Source organism: Rhizobium sp. WSM409, assembly GCF_057653825.1.
This window is the reverse complement of record NZ_JBYGKP010000004.1, coordinates 161,324-179,594: the sequence shown is the minus strand read 5'-3', so window position 1 is coordinate 179,594 and position 18,271 is coordinate 161,324. Positions and strand designations below refer to the sequence as shown.

The following is an 18,271-nucleotide window of genomic DNA, read 5'->3' as shown; positions in this document are numbered from 1 at the left end:
ATTTATTCTTAAGTTTAACTCAAGAGTTCCAAAAGAAACCTCAATAACGCATGCATGCCGATCTGCGCGATGATCCAACGGTCTTAGATCTTCAGCGAAAGGCATATTCATGACCACGATTTTGCATATTGATGCGAGCCCTCGCGGCGACCGATCCTTAAGCCGTCGGCTTTCTGCGGCCTTTGTCGATCACTGGAAGACAAAGGATCCGTCGGCGGTCGTCATAACGCGTGATATCGGACGGTCTCCACCGCCGATCATCACCGAAGAATGGATCGCCGCCGTCTTCACGCCCGCCGAGACGCTCACTCCGGCTCAACAGCGGGAACTGAAGCTCTCCGACACCCTCATCGACGAGGTCGGCCGTTCAGACCTGATCGTCATCGGCGCGCCGATGCACAATTATGGAATGCCCGCGGCTCTCAAGTCCTGGTTCGACAAAGTCATCCGGATCGGGAAAACCTTCACTTTCGATCTTCAAAGAGGCGACTACCCCCTGGCACCGATCATGTCGGGCAAGACGCTCGTCATACTCAGCGCGAGAGGCGAGTTCGGCTTCGGCGTCGGTGGGGTTCGCGAACACATGAACCATCTGGAGACGCACATTGTCACCTGCGCCAACTATCTCGGCGTCGAAGAGAGCCACGTGCTTGCCATCGACTATCAGGAATTCGGCGACGAAAGGCATGAAAAATCGGTCCGGGAGGCTTTTGAGGCGGTGCCGTGCCTCGTCGACCAGCTGATCGGCCAAGTTTGCCCGATCGCTGCCGAGTGAGCCGGAAAGAACTCCAAATGCAAAGCCTTTCCGAAGTCGCGCTGGCCCTTGCCACCGGTCGAACAACATCGATGCAGCTTGTCGATGAGGCATTGTCGCGGGCCGTCTCCGCGCCCCATGCCTTCATATCCATCCACGCCGATCAGGCTTTGGTTCGGGCCGAAGCGTCGGATCGTCGCCACCGGGAGGGCAAGCCGCTGAGTGCCTTCGACGGTGTTCCGATTGCGGTCAAGGATCTCCTCGACATTGCCGGAACCGTGACGACCGCGGGATCGGAGATCCGCAGAAATCTGGCACCGGCCCGAGAGGATGCCGAGGTTGTCTCCTCGATCCACGGTGTGGGGCTCATATCGATCGGAAAAACAAACCTCAGCGAGTTTGCGTTCTCCGGCCTTGGCATCAACCCCCATTTTGGAACTCCGATTCCCGGCTATGCCCCGGAACAGCGCGTCCCGGGCGGGTCGTCTTCAGGCTCGGCGATCGCGGTCGAGCGGGGCGTCGTCCTCGCCGCTATCGGCTCCGATACGGCCGGGTCCATTCGCGTTCCCGCCGCTTTCAACGGCTTGCACGGATTTCGGCCCTCCACGGGTCGATATCCCATGCGGGGCGTCCATCCGCTTGCCAGCTCCTTCGATACGCTTGGCCCCATCGCGCGCTCCGCTTCGGATTGCCTGCTGATCGATCAGGCCATGCGCGGGATCGCCCCGGAGCCTGTCCGCCCCCTCCCGACGGACCAACTCGATCTCGTGATCGATAGCGCGATCCTCAATGAACTGGATGTCCAGCCCGACGTCAGGAAAAATCTGGAAATCGCGCTGGCAGCGGTTGCGCGGGCCGGTGCCAGAGTGACCTCCGGCCGCGTCGATGTCATTTCACGGGTGCGCGACCTCATCGCCACAAGCGGCTGGTTGGGTTCCCATGAGGCGTGGATTTTTCTGAAGGACGTCGTGACAAGCAAGAACGGTATCATCCTGGACCGTAGGGTCCGTTCGCGGCTCCTCGCATCATCAGGGTTTTCTCAGGAGCAGGTCACCACGCTTTACCGCGAGCGGCGACAACTCATGCTCGACGCGGCACAGGCACTCAGAGGCCGGATACTTGTCATCCCCACGGTCAAACATGCGGCTCCGCACCTTCTCGATGTGGAAGACGACGACGTGTTCTCGCGGGTCAACCTGGAAACCCTGTCGCTGACGATGATCGGAAGCTTTCTCGACATGCCGGGCTTCGCGATCCCGACCGGCACGGACGGTTCCGGCGGCAATACCTCGGCTCTGTTCTCAGCACCGAATGGCCAGGATGGCCGCCTGCTTCGATCGGCGGTCCGCATCGACCATATTCTCAGATCACAAGGAAAATAACCATGATCCAGAACCCGATCCCCTGGCCAAACGGAGCACGATGCGCCTGCTCGATCTCCTTCGACATCGACGCGGACAGTCTCATCCATATCGCGAAACCAAAAGACAGTTTCGACCGTTTGTACCCGATCACCATGGGCAGGTACGATCAGGTTGCTGTCCCGCGCATTCTGGAGACCTACAGGCGCCTTGGTCTGAAGCAGTCCTTCTTCATCCCGGCCTGGACGATGAACCAGTATCCCGACATCGTTGATGCCATCTTGGCGGGCGGTCACGAGATCGGCCATCACGGATACATCCACGAGGACCCGAGCGAGATTTCGCCGCAGGAACAGCGCCACTGGTTCGAAAAGGCGCTCGACGTGCATGTCAGGATGACGGGACGCAGACCGCGGGGATACAGAGCGCCCATCTACAACGCGACTCAGTCGACGATCGACCTCCTGATCGAACACGGCTTCACCTACGATTCATCCCTGATGGCGGACGACATTCCCTACAGAATGAAAACCGCGGGAGGCGCGCTTTTCGAGGTGCCGCCGCACTGGGGCTCGGACGATTGGCCTCCCTTCGCGCATTTCGCGGAGATCGGCTACATGATGCCCGTAAAGTCGCCGACGGAAGGTCTCGCGGCCTCCTTCGAGGAGTTCGATGCGCAATACGAGGCTGGTGGATTCTGGATGGGCATCTGGCACCCGTTCCTGACGGGGCGTCTGGCCCGATGGCGCGTTGTCGAGCGCTGGCTCGAACACATCCTTTCCACGAAAAATGTCTGGTTCGCTCCGCTGGAGGAAATTGTTTCCTATGTCGATGAGCTGGAAAAGGCCGGCCGCTATCGGGCGCGGACCGACGATCTGCCCTATTACGCCAAACCGGTCGCCCTGTGACCGGTTCATTTCATTATAGGTTTTGGCTATAGTGAATGCCGTTATTATTATTGGAATTCGCTAAGCCACTCTGCTTCAATTGATCCGCAACGATACGACGGAAGGTCTCGAGGAATGAACAAGCAGACAGAGCTGGATTCGAATTCGGTGTATCGGATTCCCGCCCGAAAAGGGATCGCCGCACATGTCGCCGCCGGTCGCGTGGTCACCGTCATCAACACCCATGGATCCCAGGTTGTCGATACGTGGGCCTATAACGCAACCGACCTGACCGAATTCATGTCGATGGAGCACAGCCGGGCGTCGACGCTCACCTTGTTTCCGAAAGCCGGGAATGTATTCAAGACGAACAGGCGCCAACCAATTCTCACCATCGTCGAGGATACGACCCCCGGTATCCACGATACGTTGATGGCAGCCTGCGATATTCACCGATACGAACAACTCGGTGCACACGGCTATCATGACAATTGCACCGACAATCTCCACAATGCGCTTGCGGCAATCCAGCTCAAGGCCGGGGGAACCCCGAGCCCTCTCAACTTGTTCATGAACGTTCCGGTCGAAGCCGACGGTGCCCTTTCATTCCAGCCTCCGGCCAGCAAGCCGGGCGAGTACATCGCCCTCAGGGCGGAGATGGATCTCATCATCGTCTTCTCCGCCTGCCCCCAGGACATGGTACCCGTAAACAACATGGACCCGACCGAGGCGCATTTCAAAATCGGATGAAGACGGCGCGCTCCGCCGGACAGGCGGGTTTTGTCTTTCCATGGATGCGGGTATCGATATCAGATAGCAGGACCGCCCAGGACGTTGCGTCCGGCCGGCATCAAGGCTTCAACGGCTCCAACAAGGATGGAATAGTTCTATCGCCCTTCCAAGAGATGCAGCCGTGTTATGAAGACCCGCCGATCCATACGTCGAGGAGCTGGAATGCGAAAACTTCCCCCGCTGAATTCGTTGAGGGCCTTCGAAGCTGCCGCAAGACACGGCAGCTTCACCGCAGCGGCGAAGGAACTCTTCGTCACGGTCACGGCCGTGAGCCACCAGATCCGGCAACTGGAAGAATTGATCGACAAGAAGCTCTTCGAACGCTCGGGAAGGGCTGTCGTCCTAACCGAGGCGGGCGCTGCGTTTTATCCGAGATTGCGTGACGGCTTTGATCAGTTGGCCGAAGCCTTTGCTCAGGTTTCCGGAGAAAAAGAAGCCGATGTCGTCGCCGTCTCGATGACGAAGGTTTTTGCCGAGCGCTGGCTCATGCCGAGGCTCGACCGGTTTCATTCCTCTTTTCCCGATGTAATCGTGAACGTCCACGCCTCGGAAAACGTGGTCGACCTCCGGGCGGAAAGCATCGATCTCGCCATACGGTACGGGCCGGTCGATCTCGCGGCGAAGCCCATGATACTTCTGCGGGACGTCTATCTGGCTGTGGCCGCCTCATCGATATCGAACTCCGAGCGGCAGCCCGTGATCGACGACTACCGCAAGCGACCCCTGCTTGCCTACAAGTGGAAGAACCCCGCATTCCTTTGCCCGACGTGGTCAACGTGGCTGGCGGAGACGCCCCACGAGCTTGACGGCGATTTCAAGATATCCTGGTTCAGCGAAGAGACACTTGCGCTCCACGCCGCCGAACGTGGCCTGGGTCCATTGCTGACGAGCAATGTACTCGTCGATGAGAAACTGCGCGACGGAACGTTGCGCAGAATTGAGGGACCCATTCTGCCCGGCTATGCCTATCGCCTGATCGAGGGCCCGTCATTTGGCAAGAAGAAAAGCGCGGTCCGGTTTGCCGACTGGCTGAAGGAGGAAGCCGTGACATTTGCTCGCGGCATTCCGCATCCGATGAACACCCCTTCCACCTGAAAGGTTTCGCCTGCGGCTCGTTCAGCGTGCCTGCTCGATGCGTTCGGGAGTATAAACGAACGGTGACGCGCCTGGGGCGCACGGCCCGTCCAATCGTCACAAGAGTTTCGTAGCTGGTCACCGCTCTTAAACAACCCCTGCGCTGCGTGCGACCGTCTTGATGTGCGCGAGGCCACGCCGATAGCCGGGCACATCGAAATGCTCGAGCATGAGCGGAACTTCGCGCCCGAGTTTGGCAATCTCGGTGACATAAGCCTTGTAGTCGAGATTACCTTCGCCGGGCACGACTTCATCCAAATGGAAAGAGATCGTTCCAGGTCCGCCTTTCATCACCAGATCCTTCGCGTGGCACGAAACGATCCAGGGTCCAAGAAGGGCGAAACAATCTTGGATCATCTTTCCTGTATTGAAATAGAGCCGCGGCGAGATGACCATATTTGCCGCATCAATATGGGCTCCGAACTGCGGCCGGTCGATCGCCTTTAACAATTTGAGATAGTTTTCCGGGGTATCGGTCACCAGCCACGGCACCATCTCCAACGAGAACTTGGTGCGCTTGGGCTTCACCATATCGATGACATAGCGGGCCGTATCGACCGCGCGCTGGAATCCAGCCTCGCTTTGATTGTCTGGATGCGGGCCATAGTCGTAATTGTCGCTCAGCTGCCACCGGTCATCGGGATGGCCAACGGTTCCGTGGTAGGCGACGATGGCGCCTGCTCCCAGTTCGTCCGCCAGAGCCAGTTGATGCACGGCATATTCGAGATTGGCTTTCCGCGTCACATCATCATGGGCAATGAGGTTTTTCCAGGCACCTCCCTCGGCAATGACGAGATCGGCGGCGGCGAAGCTTTTCACCAGATCGGCGATTTCTTGGCGGTTCTCGAGCTTGATGGTCGGCATGTAGGCCGCGTTGTACCCGAATTCCACATGTGCGCGTGCATAGGCTTCGGGATCACCCCCATATTCGATCCCATAGCCACCGAGTCTGAACGTCATGAATAGTCTCCCAAATTGATTCTGTTGGCGGGCGGCGGCCAACGCGTCCCCGGCCGCATCTTGTCTCTGAGGCCTTCAAGCCTGAGGAATTTTGCCCGGATAGAGCAGCACCTTTCCGCAATTGCCGGTTTCCTGAAGAGCAAAGGCAGACGCGACCTCCGACATGGCGAAACGATGCGTGGTCAATCTGTCGAGAAGCGGCCTGGCATCGCGCACGCGCTGCAACAACTCTTCGGCGAAGACGTCATGGTTCCAGTGCCAAGCGCCAAAGATGTCGATGCCCTTGCCCGTGATGCGGTTGACCGGTAGCGAACCGCTCCAGGTGACGAAGGCAAGCCTCCCCCGCGCCCGCAGCAACTCCAGGACCACTGCGGGAGCGCCCTCATTGTTACTGGTGTCGAGGGCCCCATCCACGCCATAACCGCCGCTTGCGGCCCGCACCTGCTCGATAAGGTCCGGCGCACGGGGGTCGATGACCAGCTCTGCTCCCAACTCCTGCGCCAGTGCAGCGCGATATGGGTTCAATTCGAGCGCGATGACGCGCGCGCCAATTGTTCGCGCATTGATGATCGCCCCAAGGCCGACGGCGCCGCAGCCGGAAATCAGCATGGTATCCTGTGCGGTTACGTGCATGCGGTGCATCGCCGTGAAGCTCGGACCGAGGGCACAAATCGCCATTGCGGCGTGATGCGTCTCGATGTCGTCAGGGACAAGTTGCAACAGGTAATCCGGCTTCAACAGGAATTCGGCGTAACAGCCGATGCCGGACGATGAACCCGTCTCGTCCAAAAGATCGCGCTGCGAGGCGCAGTGGATATGTTCCCCCGAGCGGCAAGCCGGGCAGACGCCACAGCCGGCATGCGGCATGACGATGACGCGGTCGCCGACCTTCAGGCGCTTTGATTGTGCGGCATCGACAACAACGCCGACCGCCTCATGACCGAGCTCACACGAAAGCTTGCCAGAACGCCAAGATTGCCATTCCGTGCACATGGGCGCGATCAGGACCTGGATCTTGACTATATCACCGGAGGCTTGCGGTTCCGGCCGTTGGGAGACCTGCGCCTGACGCGGTCCAAGGATTTCTACACAAAGAATGTTCGTTACTCCTGCTTTTGCAAATTAGTGACGACACGGGCTGAGCCTGGCCCTTGACCGCGCCCATGGAGAACCCGGCCTGAAGGTGCTTTCTGAACAGAAGGTAGAGGACGAGCAGCGGCAGGCTGGAGATCACGACCGCCGCAAACAGAAAGCCGAAGTAGGTGCTGGGCAACGGTTCGTAGCGTTGCTCTAGGCTTTTGCTGGTTCATTTGGTGACATCGCTACCTTTTTATTGCAAGTCGCCATCGGACTCGTAATCGGAGCTGGCTGTCCAATCAAGAACTGGCTCCGGTATCGTTGCGCTATCAAAGCGTGATAAGGTGCGCGATTGGTGAGATCGTCAACGGGGATTACCACAAGCGCCTAACCTTTTTCACCATGCGCGAATGGCAGGCGTGGGATGGCATCCACAATCGCGCGATGATCGCTTGAAAGGCTCCCAAGCGTCGGCACCAAAATGTTAGAATGGGGCGCTCTACAAACGGCAAAGTCCAGCCTCATCCGGTTCAGGAGCTGGAGGACAGTGCGAGAGGCATCCTCTTTATCTCGATCGTGATCACGCCCGCATTGTCATGGCGACGATAATTCCCGGAATCCATCGCATGGAATCCATTTTCCACCGCCCAGGCGACTATCATATCCGCGTTCATCAAGGTCCTGCTTTAGGAGATGCGGACGTGCCTTCTCTCGCTGTCCCGCTCGCGCAAATCGCTTCGCAGTCCGACGGATACCGTAACTGAATCACTCTAATCCAGCCAAATCTGTCCAAGATTACAGTTCCCGCTCAGGTGTTGCGAGAAAGACTCGAAGCAATCGTTGTAAATCGGTGCGACTGAGCCGAGGCCCCGCCCGTTAGTGCTCTTGAAAGGATCAGAACGCCGGACCCACTATTTCGACTTGTCAAAGCTGGTTAGAGCCGCGACGGTTCCAGCCAATTAGAAACGCGACACTTGTTCCTCGGATCAGCCCCCGATCCGACCGGCTAGGCCGGGTTGCTAGGGAGGAGCGGGGGCTGATGAGATGCCTTCGGCTTTAGCTTTGAGATATGCTCGCCACCATTCATTCTGCAGCCTCCATACGAGCCAGAGCTTTCTGTCGCTTAGCAATCAAGTCCGGATCGCTCATGAAATCCTTCCTTTTACCCGGCTTGCGCCCGCGCTTCTGATATCCGTGGCTCGTGCTGCCGTCGCGAATGCCAAACATATGATCTGTCTGTCCAGTGCGACGAGGGCCGCTTTTGCTGCGCGGCTGTAACGGCAACAGCCCGGCGCCTCTTTAAGGTGATAGTTCACTGGGCTTGAGGACGACGGTACAGCCTGCCGCAATCGCGGGAGCGACTTTCGCAGTGATCTGGTAAAGTGGCCAGTTCCAGGGGGTGATCAGCGCACAAACCCCGATCGCCTCCTTGGCGGTCGCGGTACGCCCATCAATCGTTACGAAGCGATACTTCTCGAGAGTTTCCATCTGGACACGGATGTGCGCGGAAGCAAAAGGAACCTGGGAAGCCCGCGCGAAGCTGATCGCCGCCCCCATTTCCATAACAAGCGCCTCCGCGAACGTCTCTGCTCTTTCTTTCAGGAGAGAATGCATCCTGCCGAGCAGACCGAGCCGTTCAGCCACCGTTGTTTGAGAAAAGGCTGGGAACGCGTCGCGCGCAGCAGCAACCGCGAGATCGACGTGATCAGCACCGCCCGCAGCAATATGCCCGACAACACGTTCCGACGCGGGATTCACAACAGGCAGACGGTTTGCGTCCCCAGATTCCTGCCATTTCCCACCAATGTAAAACTGATCCTCGCGTTCGGTCAGCATAACTTCACCTCGCGTCACAATGTTGCGGCCATTTTGAGCTGCCCGAGCAGGATGCCTGGAAAGACTAGAAGATGACAATGCATGTCGTCTGAATGGTTGCTTAAGACGCGTGTTAACAAGGAAACGGTTCGTCGGACCTGACGAAGGTGTTATCGGCCTTACCTCCCGTATGTCCGTTCAAAAGCTCGGAGGTGTGCATGGGGGCACGCTCGGCGTCAGCCGACCGAGTGTCTAGTCCTGTTAACAGGAAAGCAACGCCCCTGGCTTGCCGCACAAGTCGACCGCTACAGCTCGCACCTCGACGAGGGCGCCAAATCATTTGCACTCACGCAGGGCTTTTCAAGTTGACTGCATTGGCTTCATATAGGCTTGCCGATTGGTGTGCTTTCGGCAATGGGGAAGACAGACATGAATTCAAAGGGCGCAGAGGAAGCATTCTTCCCAACGGGGTCTGCTTCCGCACCACAGGTGTCTCGTCCAGCTGCTTTTGAACAGAAGCCCGCAGACTTCAACTCGGAGCTTCACGCTCGACCGTCGATTTATTTCACCGGTCCGGCGATCGTCGAACACTTTGCTTTCATGCCGTCGGATGGCGTGATCAAGGAGTTCCACGATAGTCTCCAAGCTGATGGTGGAATTTCCGTCAGAGTGGAACGGCACACTGAGTTCGTGACTGTCACGCGGGTCCGAAAATTGGCCAGCGAGCCCGAGGATTGGCCGGAAACTGACCTTTGTGAAGGTGATTTTGCGCGGCTAGCAGGGTTGAGCTCTCCTCTCCTCGTTTGCCACGTGAGTATCCTTGTCCTCGGAAACCCTCCGGACCAGCTGGGAACGGTTCTAAAATCCCTCGACTTCGGCGACACCGCCGCGTCATCAATCGGCGGCGGGGCGGCGCAAGTTTGCTCCGATTTTCGCGTTCGAGGGGACAATTCAAGCAGGATCATCCTGTTCAACAAGGACCTGAATGCACATCGGCTGGGGCGCATGGTACGGCGGATCTTTGAGATCGAAACCTATAGGTCAATGGCGCTGCTCGGATTGCCGGAGGCGCGTCGTCTTGCCCCGCTTCTGGGCGGATATGACGCGGAGCTCGTTCGGCTGACCAATCGAAACTTGAGTACGCCTGCACATCAGCACAAACAATTGCTCGAGGAAATTACTGTTCTCTCCTCGCATATCATTTCAGCCACCGCGGAGACCAGAAACAGGTTTGGCGCAACCGCTGCCTATGCCAAAATCGTTGAAGAAAGGATCGCGCTTTTACGGGAAACCCATGTCCCCGGCTTTCAACGTTTCGGAACCTTCGTGGAGCGCCGGTTCAAGCCTGCGGTGCGTACCTGCGAAGCAACCGCGTTGAGGCTTGAGCACCTATCAAGGGCTGCGATGCACCTGCTCGACCTGCTACAAACCCGAATCCAGGTCGAGATTGAGTTCCAGAACTCTACACAGATCCAGGCGATGGCTGATCGGGCCGCGACGCAGGTCAAGATCCAGCGCGCGGTCGAAGGCTTTTCGATGATCGCGATTAGCTACTACTTGCTGAGCTTGCTGAAATTTATATTTGAGACAGCAGACCACGCAGGATTCCATTTCGATCCGATGATCATGCTCGTCGCTGTTCCGGTGGTTGTAGGATCTGTTGTGATTACCATCCTCCGCGTCAAGCATGCCTTAAAGGCAGAGAGCTAGACGTAGCGCAGCCCGACAGTGTGGCAGCATGGACACCTGCGGCCTCGATGCAACGCGTCCGACAGGTCAAAGATCCGGCGTTTCGGATAGCCTCTCAGCGAAGTATGCGCGGAGTTGAACCTGTCTCTCGCCGAAAGAATTTTACAAATTAGTCGCTTCGTCAAAGCCAAGGCGACTGCTGATTTCCGAGATCGGCAATAGTATAGGCCGCCAGACGTTTTGCTTCGAGACGAATTCGATCAACGCGCTCATTCCTGCGATGCTAAGAGTTGCGCGGGCAGAATTGGAAAGCGGGCGCAGAGAAGGAACAGGTGTCCGCGGTGGACGGAAGCTGCGCTTCCTTTCCTGGAAGCGGCACGGATAAGGCGGGCTAGGCTGGCGACGTTCGGAAACTGTGGAAATCCGGGCAATTCAACACACGATGCCGCAGTGCCTCAATGACAGATGCTCAATCCGCTGTCAGGGATTCCGCAGGAACAATGATGCGGAGAAGCACAATGACCACCACGAATGAAATCGCAGACAAGATTGCAGGCGACCACAGCCTGACGAAGGCACAGGGCAAGGCGATCGTCGAGGCCGTGATTGCCTCGATCACTCAAGCTGCGATGGACGGTAACGAAACCTCGCTGCCAGGATTTGGGAAGTTCAAAGTGAAAGCAACGCCGGAGCGCGAGGCGCGCAATCCGGCAACTGGCGCGACCATCAAGGTCGCCGCGGCCAAGAAGCTGGCGTTTACGCCGGCCAAGGCTTTAAAAGATGCGCTGAATAAGTGAAACGAACCTTTGAGCCTGGCGTGCCGGTCGATCCGGTGCGCCAAGCTCGCTGGCAACGGCAAAAGCAGCCCTCAGCGCATCTGCTCATTGAGTTGCTTCCCGCCGCCCTTGAAACAGGACCGGATGCTACCACGGCGCAGACGCCCAGCCGGCGCGTTCCAATCACGTGCAGGCGCTGACGCGGGATGTAGGCTGTCCACTGTCCCTCGGCTCGACGAGACCACTGGAATTGACCAGGGCAAGGACGTCATCCTTCTGCGAACGGCCGACGCGCGCCTTGGCTGCTCCCATGCATAGATTTTATCATCAAATGGTGCCACTTTGTGTGCTCTGTCACGGAGGCGGATGATGCGATCAACGATCAATCTCGACGACACACTCTTGGACAAAGCAAGGTCCTTGACCGGCACCAAGGAGACCGCAGCGCTTATCCGCCAAGCGTTGGAGACACTTGTTCGCGTGGAATCGGGAAAACGCCTCATTGCGCTGGGAGGAACCATGCCCGACGCCGAGGCAGCTCCGCGCCGCCGGAGCCCGGCGTCTAAGTGATACTCGCGGACACCTCGATTTGGATTGATCACTTCCGCCATATGAATGCCGAGCTGCGCTGCGTGATCGAAGATGACGACTACTTTGCACCCGAGCGTCATCGGCGAAATGGCTCTTGGCAGCCTGCGGAATCGCCGCAGCGTCCTAGCTTTTCTTGCGGCCCAGCGCAAAGCAATCGTCGCCACGCATGACGAAGTCATGACAATGATCGATCGACATGGCATTTTCAGCATGGGTATTGGCTACACGGATGCCCACTTGTTGGCGTCGATCCTCCTGGAGCAGCGAGCAACGCTGTGGACAAGAGACAAGCACTTGCGAGCAGCCGCCGAAAAGGCGGGAGCTTTCCTGCACATACCGGTCGACAGATCCCATTGAGTGCTCAGGCCGATCCTGCCTTCGTCGAGAGCCGGTGTTTTAGCGATGGCAGCGATCGACATGCGCTGCTCCTGGCCGGTCGAATTCTCGTGTCGACGCCCTGCCTGCCACGGCAAGGACGCTCCTCCAAACAATGAGCATACCAGGCGAGGGCGCGTCCGCGCCGGCGCCCGTTCGCGCACGGCTTGACCGGTTAAAAGGGCAGCCGCAGGAGGGTTGGCGGAGCGCCGCTCGGGAACGAGCGGAACCCGGGACCGACTGCCCCCGGCAAGCCGTTCCGCTTTGGGCGGTACCCGCGATACCCCTCGCCTCACCTGCCCGGCCGCGCCAGTGACCTCGCGATATCGACGATGTCATCGCGCGAGGCGGTTGGGTCGTCCTTGCTCCACGCAACACCGAGCCCGATCCTGAAGTCGATGCCTCTGACAGCCTTCAGTTCGAAGTCCCGGTTCGGCAGGCCCTCGGTCCATTCCGGCGCAAAGCCGATGCCAAGCCCGGCAGAAACCAGCGACACCAGCGAATAGGTATCATCGCAGCTATAGGCGATGTTGCGGGTCAGATCGTATTCCTCGAACTTCTCGTTGAAGTACCGCTCGGTGTAGGAGAGGTTCTTGCGATTGAAGGCGATGATCTTCTCCGAGCGCAGATCGTCGATGGCAATCTCCGCCTGCTCCGCCAGTGGGTTGCTCCTCGCCACCGCCAGCAGGTACCGCTCATGGGCGATCGAGGAGAAGCGCAAGGAGCCGATGTTTTCCACCGGCCGGATGAAGCCGAGATTGATCTGGCCGTTTTCCAGGCCGCGGATGATGTCGCCGGTATTGCCGCTTGATATATGGATGCGGATATCCGGGTACTTGCGGGCGATCTTTGCCAGAAACGCCGGCAGCACGCCGGTGGTGGCGGGATAGACGGTGCCGATCCTGATCTGCCTTATCGTCTTGCCGGCCACCGCCCTGGTGATCTCGGCGGACACATCGACTTCGCTGAGGATCCCGACGCAGCGCTCGTGGAAGATCTCCCCTGCCCTGGTCAGTTCCACCCGTCTGGTCGAGCGGATGAACAGCGCGCAGCCGAGTTCCCGCTCCAGCGCCTGCACGTGATTGGAAAGCGCCGGCTGGGCGATGCGCACCTTGGCGGCCGCCCGGCCGAAGTGCAGTTCCTCGGCCACCGCGACGAAGTAGGAGAGCTGGCGTAGTTCCATGGGAGCGTCCTCCTTGCAGCTTTAATTTGGGACTGTCAGTCCGTCGATTGTCAAGCCGTGAATATGCGTTTGTTATGGGATGGACGTTCGACAAACCATCGGCTGGAATCTCAGACGACTTCGTGTGGCCAAAGGTCTTTCTCAGGAAAGACTGGCTCTCGAGGCCGAGATCGATCGCTCATATGTCGGACGGGTCGAGAGAGGCATGGAAAATGTCACCGTCGCTACGCTCGAGGCGTTTGCGCGGGTTCTTTCGGTGAACGTTTCAGCCTTGTTCGCAGAAATTGATCCACGCGCGCCAAAGCCAAAGCCTCTCCGCTCAGGCAGAAAACAAAAGGAAACCGGCAGGTGAAAGGTGGAGCGTTTTTTCGCCAACGTACTCGAATATGGAGTCTCGACGAAGCTCGAAAGAGGCGTTTGCTCGGAAAATGATGTGCGGACCGGCGTGAGTCTGGCGCGAGATTGTTACCTTGTATTAGTTACGATCTGATGCTTACGTCTTCGGTATGGACACTTTAGGCTTGGCCGCCTTGATAGGTATCGAAAAGTCGGCATGCCTTGGAACGGAAGAGCTTTCGCATCATGGCATCCCCGCATAGGGAGACGTGACCGACCCGCTTGCTTTCGCCGGACTGGTTGAGCACGGGGGTGAGGCCCAGTACGGCTCCCACCGCCCGCGAATTGCGAAACCGGCTGGGAATATCGATCGTCGAGACATAGGCGAGGGAGACAACCGGCCCGACCCCTGGCACCGTCATCAGGCGCTTGCAAACTTCATCATGCTTTGCCTCCTGGAGAACCTTCTTGTCCGGTTTGGCGAACTCTTCGCGCAGCTTGCGTCGACCAGCGAGGAAGGGCTCCATGATTTCCGCCAGATCGGGGTCCGCCTCGACGAGTTCGCGTATCCTCTCCTCGAACTTGCCGCCCGAGACCTCGCCGACCTTCAGCCCGAAGAATTTCAGCGTGAGGGCACTGGGCGAAACCGCTGAGGATGCCTTCGGATTGATAGGCTGCCTCTGTCTGAGTGGAACAAGCTGATTAAGACCCCGTTCTTACACGTTGGTAATATCACTGACGAGAGAATGGCAGTTCCTGTGAGCATCGTTGAGTATAGAGATGAAAAGGCATCCGCATCTCCTCCCGCAGCCCAAAAAATGCAAGGTTTTAAGCCGCCGCCCGGCTTGGTAGCAACGAGGCTGGTTGCCTCGCTACGACGTTCGGAACGATCGCTGTGCTATGTCGCATTGAGCGAAGGCGCGGCTACCAAAATTGCTGACGCCGTCAGCGCCCTTTTCCCCGACATCGAGATTATTTTTTTGCCGCCTTGGGACTGCCTGCCCTATGACCGCGTGCCGCCTTCGCAGCGCTGTATGGGTTTGCGGATGGACGCATTACGGATCTGGAGCATGCCCAGCGACGCGCCGCGATTGTTTCTGACCTCGCTCGATGCAACGCTTCAACGGATTCCGCCAGCGACCGTCATCGCAAACAGCCGTCTCGAACTCGTCGTCGGAAAAGCGTTCGATCGCGACGCATTCTCAGACTTCATCCAACGGACCGGCTATGTGGAGGAAGGCGTTGCGGACGATCCCGGCGAGCTCGCAGTTCGGGAAGGCGTGATTGACATCTACCCTGCTGGCGCACCAGGACCTCTGCGTATCGTCCTTTCAAAGGACGATAGCGTTCTGGAATTGAGAGGCTTTGACCGTGTGTCTCAGCGGACAGAGAGTTATCTCGATAAGGTGATATTCGGTCCGGCATCCGAAGCTATTCTGACCGAAGGCATTACAGAAGAATTTGTTCCGACTTCGGATACCGTGATGCGCTTGCTTCTGCGCCTATATCAAGACATGCCAACCGTATTCGATTTCTTGGGCGACGCCACCGTAGTTCTCGCTCCGGGTGCGACCGACCAGGTGGAGCGCTATCTTGAGATCGTCGACGACGCTCGCCAGTCCCGCAAGGATTTCGGCGAGGTGGAGGCCCCCTCCTCTCGTTCGCTCTACCTCGACCGCGCCGAATGGGAGCGGCAGGCCAGCAGCGTGTCGGCACGCGAACTGGATCTCGAAGAAGGCGGTGACCTACCTACAGAGGCATCCGACACCTACCCTCGCACAGCCTTGATTAATTGGATGCAGGACTGCCTGCGACATGGGCTGAAGGTCGTCATTTCCGGGAAAGGCAACGGCTCGGAAGCCCTTTGTCGGCGTCTGGGACAAGCAACCGGGACGGCGCCCCAGTCCATCGATACCTGGGAGGCGGTCCTGAAGGCCGAGCCCGGAACTGTTCTTAAACTGGCCTGTGAGTTGGACCAGGGGTTTATCGACGTGACAGAAAGGATAGCGGTCGTCGCCGCAGCCGATGGAATAAGCACGGCTTCCAATTGCAGTACACTTCTGGTCGAGCCGGAGCTTCGGATCGGCGATGTCGTTGTTCACGAAGACCATGGCGTTGGGGTTCTGAGAGACCTGGAAAGCATAGCCGTCGAGAACGTTTGTCGCGACGCCGCTCGCCTTGAATACCGCGATGGGGATTCGGTGCTCGTGCCGATGGAGGAATTTGGAAAGCTGTGGCGCTATGGCTCCGAACCCGAGGCCGTCACACTCGACCGCCTTCACACCGATGCTTGGCAGAACAAGCGTGAAAAGATCGCAGCGGACATCCAGTCGACTGCGCGTCATCTCATAAAGCTCGCCAAGCACAGGCAGGCATCGCGGGCAGAGGCATTCGTTCCGCCCCGTGCCGGATTTTCCGCCTTCACGCGGCGTTTTCCATTTACCGAAACTCATGATCAGGCCGAAGCCATCAGATCAGTCCTCTCCGATCTCGCGACTGGACGCGCGATGAATCGCCTTGTCTGCGGAGACGTTGGCTTTGGCAAGACCGAAATCGCACTACGTGCTGCAGCAGCAGTAGCACTTGCCGGCGGGCAAGTGGTCGTTATTGCCCCGACCACCGTGCTGACCCGTCAGCACTTTGCCACGTTTACGCGTCGCTTCGCAGGGACCGGCGTCTCGGTCGGCATGTTGTCTCGCCTGCTCAAGCCGAGGGAGGCGAAAAAGGTGAAGGCGGCACTGGCCGTTGGCGAGATTGGCGTCATTGTCACGACTCAGGCGATCCTTGCGAAAGACGTCCGCTTTGCCCATCTTGCGTTGGTAATCGTCGACGAGGAACACCGTTTCGGGTTGAAAGAAAAACGGGCGATGAACACTCTCGTACCGTCTCTTCATACGCTCGCCATGTCGGCGACGCCGATCCCCCGGACCTTGCAGTCGGCGATGGTGGGCGTGCACGAAGTGAGCCTCTTGACCACCCCGCCCCTTAGACGCCGGCCGGTCCGTACCTCGCTTTCGGTATTCGACCACGCGTCAATGCGGACCGGCCTTATGCGCGAAAAGCGCCGCGGAGGACAGAGCTTTGTTGTAGTGCCTCGTATCGAGGACATAGACGTCGTCAAGACGATACTGCGAAAGATCGTTCCGGAACTTTCCGTCAAGGTCGCGCATGGCGACATGCCGGCGGCGGCCATCGATGAAGCAATCGTTGGCTTTGCGGAAGGCGACGGCGACGTCCTTCTCGCCACCAACATCATCGAAAACGGCCTCGACGTGCCGCGCGCCAATACCATGTTCGTATGGCAGGCTGACCGGTTCGGGCTGGCACAGCTCCATCAGTTGCGCGGGCGTGTCGGGCGCGGCGGAGCTCAGGGCATCGCCACTCTTCTGACAGAAAACGCCGAGCTCTCCGATGAAACGCGCTTGCGGCTTTCGACCCTCGTCGAGAACGACCGCCTGGGCGCCGGCCTTTCAATCAGCCTTCGAGATCTCGACTTGCGCGGCGGGGGCGACATTGCTGGCGAGGACCAGGCCGGGCACATGAAGGTTATTGGCATCGGCCTGTACCAGAAGCTGCTTGCAGGTGCCGTCGCGAGATTGCGCAAACAACCAGCGGGTACTCCGCTGCGTGCCATCGTGAACCTCGGTGTGGCGGGCACTATACCGTCGGACTATGTGTCGGATCCGGCGGTGAGGCTCAATCTCTACGCCAAGCTTTTGAGGGCATCCACACTGAGCGAGATGGACGACCTCGAAGAGGAGTTCGAGGACAGGTTTGGCGAACTGCCGCAGGATGTACTCCTGCTTTTGCGGACAACCCGACTGCAGCTTGCAGCGGGACGGCTTGGCATCGCCAAACTCGAGGCGGGGCCAAAAGCCCTTGCGATGACGCTGACACCAAAGACACCGGCCAAGGTCATTGCAGCTTTGACTAAGAAGGCTGGGGCGGTTCGGCGGGTAGACAGGCTGATATTTGAAGCCTCAAATATGACTGGCGAGGAGCAACTGCTTTTCTTCGAGCGGGTCGTCCCGGCGGCGAACCGGCCGAAATTCCGAAATCAATGAGCCGCTGAGATCGCAACGACAGTTGGGAAGTATGACCGGTGTCGACCAACCTCTCGCGTTGGTAGCAAAACCTAATGAACCGCAGCATGCGCGCCGACGAAGAAATCAGTCAGGCACCCGGCCGAGCCACCGGCCCGGCTATACGGCGTTAGGGCCTTTCCGGCAAGAAACAGCGCCGCCTGCGGAAACGGCGCGACGATCAGTCCCGTCTCATCGATGACCTGAAGGTTCGGATAGGCGCGCCGCGCCGGTTCGTTCACTGGCCTGGCAAGGCTCGGGGGCGCGTTTCGTCCGGCTCTATTGGGCGGCGCGGTTGCGATATTCGACCCCAGGAGAACGAGCCCGGCCTGCAGCACGAATGTAGCCGATGCCAGGGAAGGGAAGATATTGACGATGGGCGATGACCCAATCCAGTCTTCGCCGCTACCCACAAATGATTTCTGCCAACAGCGAATGGCAGGTGATCGCTTTTGGACA

14 protein-coding genes and 5 pseudogenes are annotated in these 18,271 nt (G+C 58.5%); 12 read left to right on the top strand and 7 right to left on the bottom strand.

The window, feature by feature from the left end; genetic code table 11:
* Positions 1-109: 109 nt before the first annotated feature.
* The 5 genes from AC25BC_RS31780 (at position 110) to AC25BC_RS31760 (ending at position 4,889) form a co-directional block, all read left to right on the top strand.
* Entirely contained in the window at positions 110-775 is a 666-nt protein-coding gene (locus tag AC25BC_RS31780; protein WP_003555084.1) for an FMN-dependent NADH-azoreductase, read from the top strand.
* A gap of 17 nt (positions 776-792) precedes the next feature.
* On the top strand, positions 793-2,136 hold the full coding sequence (locus tag AC25BC_RS31775; protein WP_128439538.1) for an amidase family protein: 1,344 nt from the start codon (positions 793-795) through the stop codon (positions 2,134-2,136).
* A 2-nt stretch (positions 2,137-2,138) separates the two neighbouring features.
* Positions 2,139-3,023 (top strand): polysaccharide deacetylase family protein, encoded by an 885-nt coding sequence (locus tag AC25BC_RS31770; protein ID WP_128439537.1) that lies wholly within the window; start codon positions 2,139-2,141, stop codon positions 3,021-3,023.
* Between the two features lie 114 nt (positions 3,024-3,137).
* On the top strand, positions 3,138-3,752 hold the full coding sequence (locus AC25BC_RS31765) for a DUF1989 domain-containing protein (protein ID WP_128439536.1): 615 nt from the start codon (positions 3,138-3,140) through the stop codon (positions 3,750-3,752).
* A gap of 168 nt (positions 3,753-3,920) precedes the next feature.
* Positions 3,921-4,889 (top strand): LysR family transcriptional regulator, encoded by a 969-nt coding sequence (locus tag AC25BC_RS31760; RefSeq protein ID WP_313903140.1) that lies wholly within the window; start codon positions 3,921-3,923, stop codon positions 4,887-4,889.
* Between the two features lie 126 nt (positions 4,890-5,015).
* Here AC25BC_RS31760 and AC25BC_RS31755 read toward each other — a convergent pair whose 3' ends face one another.
* The 4 genes and pseudogenes from AC25BC_RS31755 to AC25BC_RS31740 all read right to left on the bottom strand — a co-directional run.
* The gene (locus AC25BC_RS31755; RefSeq protein ID WP_012760408.1) at positions 5,016-5,888 is read right to left on the bottom strand and encodes a sugar phosphate isomerase/epimerase family protein; all 873 of its coding nucleotides are present in this window, start codon (positions 5,886-5,888) and stop codon (positions 5,016-5,018) included.
* Positions 5,889-5,963: 75 nt separating this feature from the next.
* Positions 5,964-6,971 carry a zinc-dependent alcohol dehydrogenase gene (locus AC25BC_RS31750; RefSeq protein WP_432431584.1) on the bottom strand — a complete coding sequence of 336 codons (1,008 nt, stop codon included), beginning with the start codon at positions 6,969-6,971 and terminating at the stop codon, positions 5,964-5,966.
* Positions 6,972-8,048: 1,077 nt separating this feature from the next.
* Positions 8,049-8,240: pseudogene (locus AC25BC_RS31745) on the bottom strand (ISNCY family transposase); the annotation flags it as partial.
* Positions 8,241-8,267: 27 nt separating this feature from the next.
* A pseudogene (locus AC25BC_RS31740) lies at positions 8,268-8,801 on the bottom strand (aldehyde dehydrogenase family protein); the annotation flags it as partial.
* Between the two features lie 408 nt (positions 8,802-9,209).
* Between AC25BC_RS31740 and AC25BC_RS31735 the strand changes: the two are divergent.
* The 5 genes and pseudogenes from AC25BC_RS31735 (at position 9,210) to AC25BC_RS31715 (ending at position 12,193) form a co-directional block, all read left to right on the top strand.
* Entirely contained in the window at positions 9,210-10,490 is a 1,281-nt protein-coding gene (locus AC25BC_RS31735; RefSeq protein ID WP_012760411.1) for a DUF3422 domain-containing protein, read from the top strand.
* 497 nt (positions 10,491-10,987) lie between these two features.
* Positions 10,988-11,266, top strand: a complete 279-nt coding sequence (locus tag AC25BC_RS31730) for an HU family DNA-binding protein (protein WP_012760412.1) — start codon at positions 10,988-10,990, stop codon at positions 11,264-11,266.
* Between the two features lie 142 nt (positions 11,267-11,408).
* Positions 11,409-11,507: pseudogene (locus AC25BC_RS31725) on the top strand (LysR family transcriptional regulator); the annotation flags it as partial.
* Between the two features lie 107 nt (positions 11,508-11,614).
* Positions 11,615-11,815, top strand: coding sequence for a type II toxin-antitoxin system VapB family antitoxin (locus AC25BC_RS31720; protein WP_012760413.1), 201 nt, complete (start codon positions 11,615-11,617; stop codon positions 11,813-11,815).
* Positions 11,812-12,193 (top strand): annotated as a pseudogene (locus tag AC25BC_RS31715) (type II toxin-antitoxin system VapC family toxin). Before AC25BC_RS31720 ends, AC25BC_RS31715 begins: the two are co-directional and overlap by 4 nt.
* A 310-nt stretch (positions 12,194-12,503) precedes the next feature.
* Here the strand turns inward: AC25BC_RS31715 and AC25BC_RS31710 are convergent.
* Positions 12,504-13,394 carry a LysR family transcriptional regulator gene (locus AC25BC_RS31710; RefSeq protein WP_487778590.1) on the bottom strand — a complete coding sequence of 297 codons (891 nt, stop codon included), beginning with the start codon at positions 13,392-13,394 and terminating at the stop codon, positions 12,504-12,506.
* Positions 13,395-13,473: 79 nt separating this feature from the next.
* Between AC25BC_RS31710 and AC25BC_RS31705 the strand changes: the two genes are divergently transcribed.
* Complete coding sequence (locus tag AC25BC_RS31705) at positions 13,474-13,746, top strand: helix-turn-helix domain-containing protein (protein ID WP_003555113.1); 273 nt, start codon at positions 13,474-13,476, stop codon at positions 13,744-13,746.
* Positions 13,747-13,948: 202 nt separating this feature from the next.
* On the opposite strand, the pseudogene AC25BC_RS31700 reads toward AC25BC_RS31705, so the two are convergent.
* Positions 13,949-14,356 (bottom strand): annotated as a pseudogene (locus AC25BC_RS31700) (transposase); the annotation flags it as partial.
* Positions 14,357-14,476: 120 nt separating this feature from the next.
* On the opposite strand from AC25BC_RS31700, the gene AC25BC_RS31695 reads away from it, so the two are divergent.
* Positions 14,477-17,794, top strand: coding sequence for a DEAD/DEAH box helicase (locus AC25BC_RS31695; protein WP_245459854.1), 3,318 nt, complete (start codon positions 14,477-14,479; stop codon positions 17,792-17,794).
* A gap of 71 nt (positions 17,795-17,865) precedes the next feature.
* Here AC25BC_RS31695 and AC25BC_RS31690 read toward each other — a convergent pair whose 3' ends face one another.
* On the bottom strand, positions 17,866-18,225 hold the full coding sequence (locus AC25BC_RS31690) for a hypothetical protein (protein ID WP_245459853.1): 360 nt from the start codon (positions 18,223-18,225) through the stop codon (positions 17,866-17,868).
* Between the last annotated feature and the right edge of the window lie 46 nt (positions 18,226-18,271).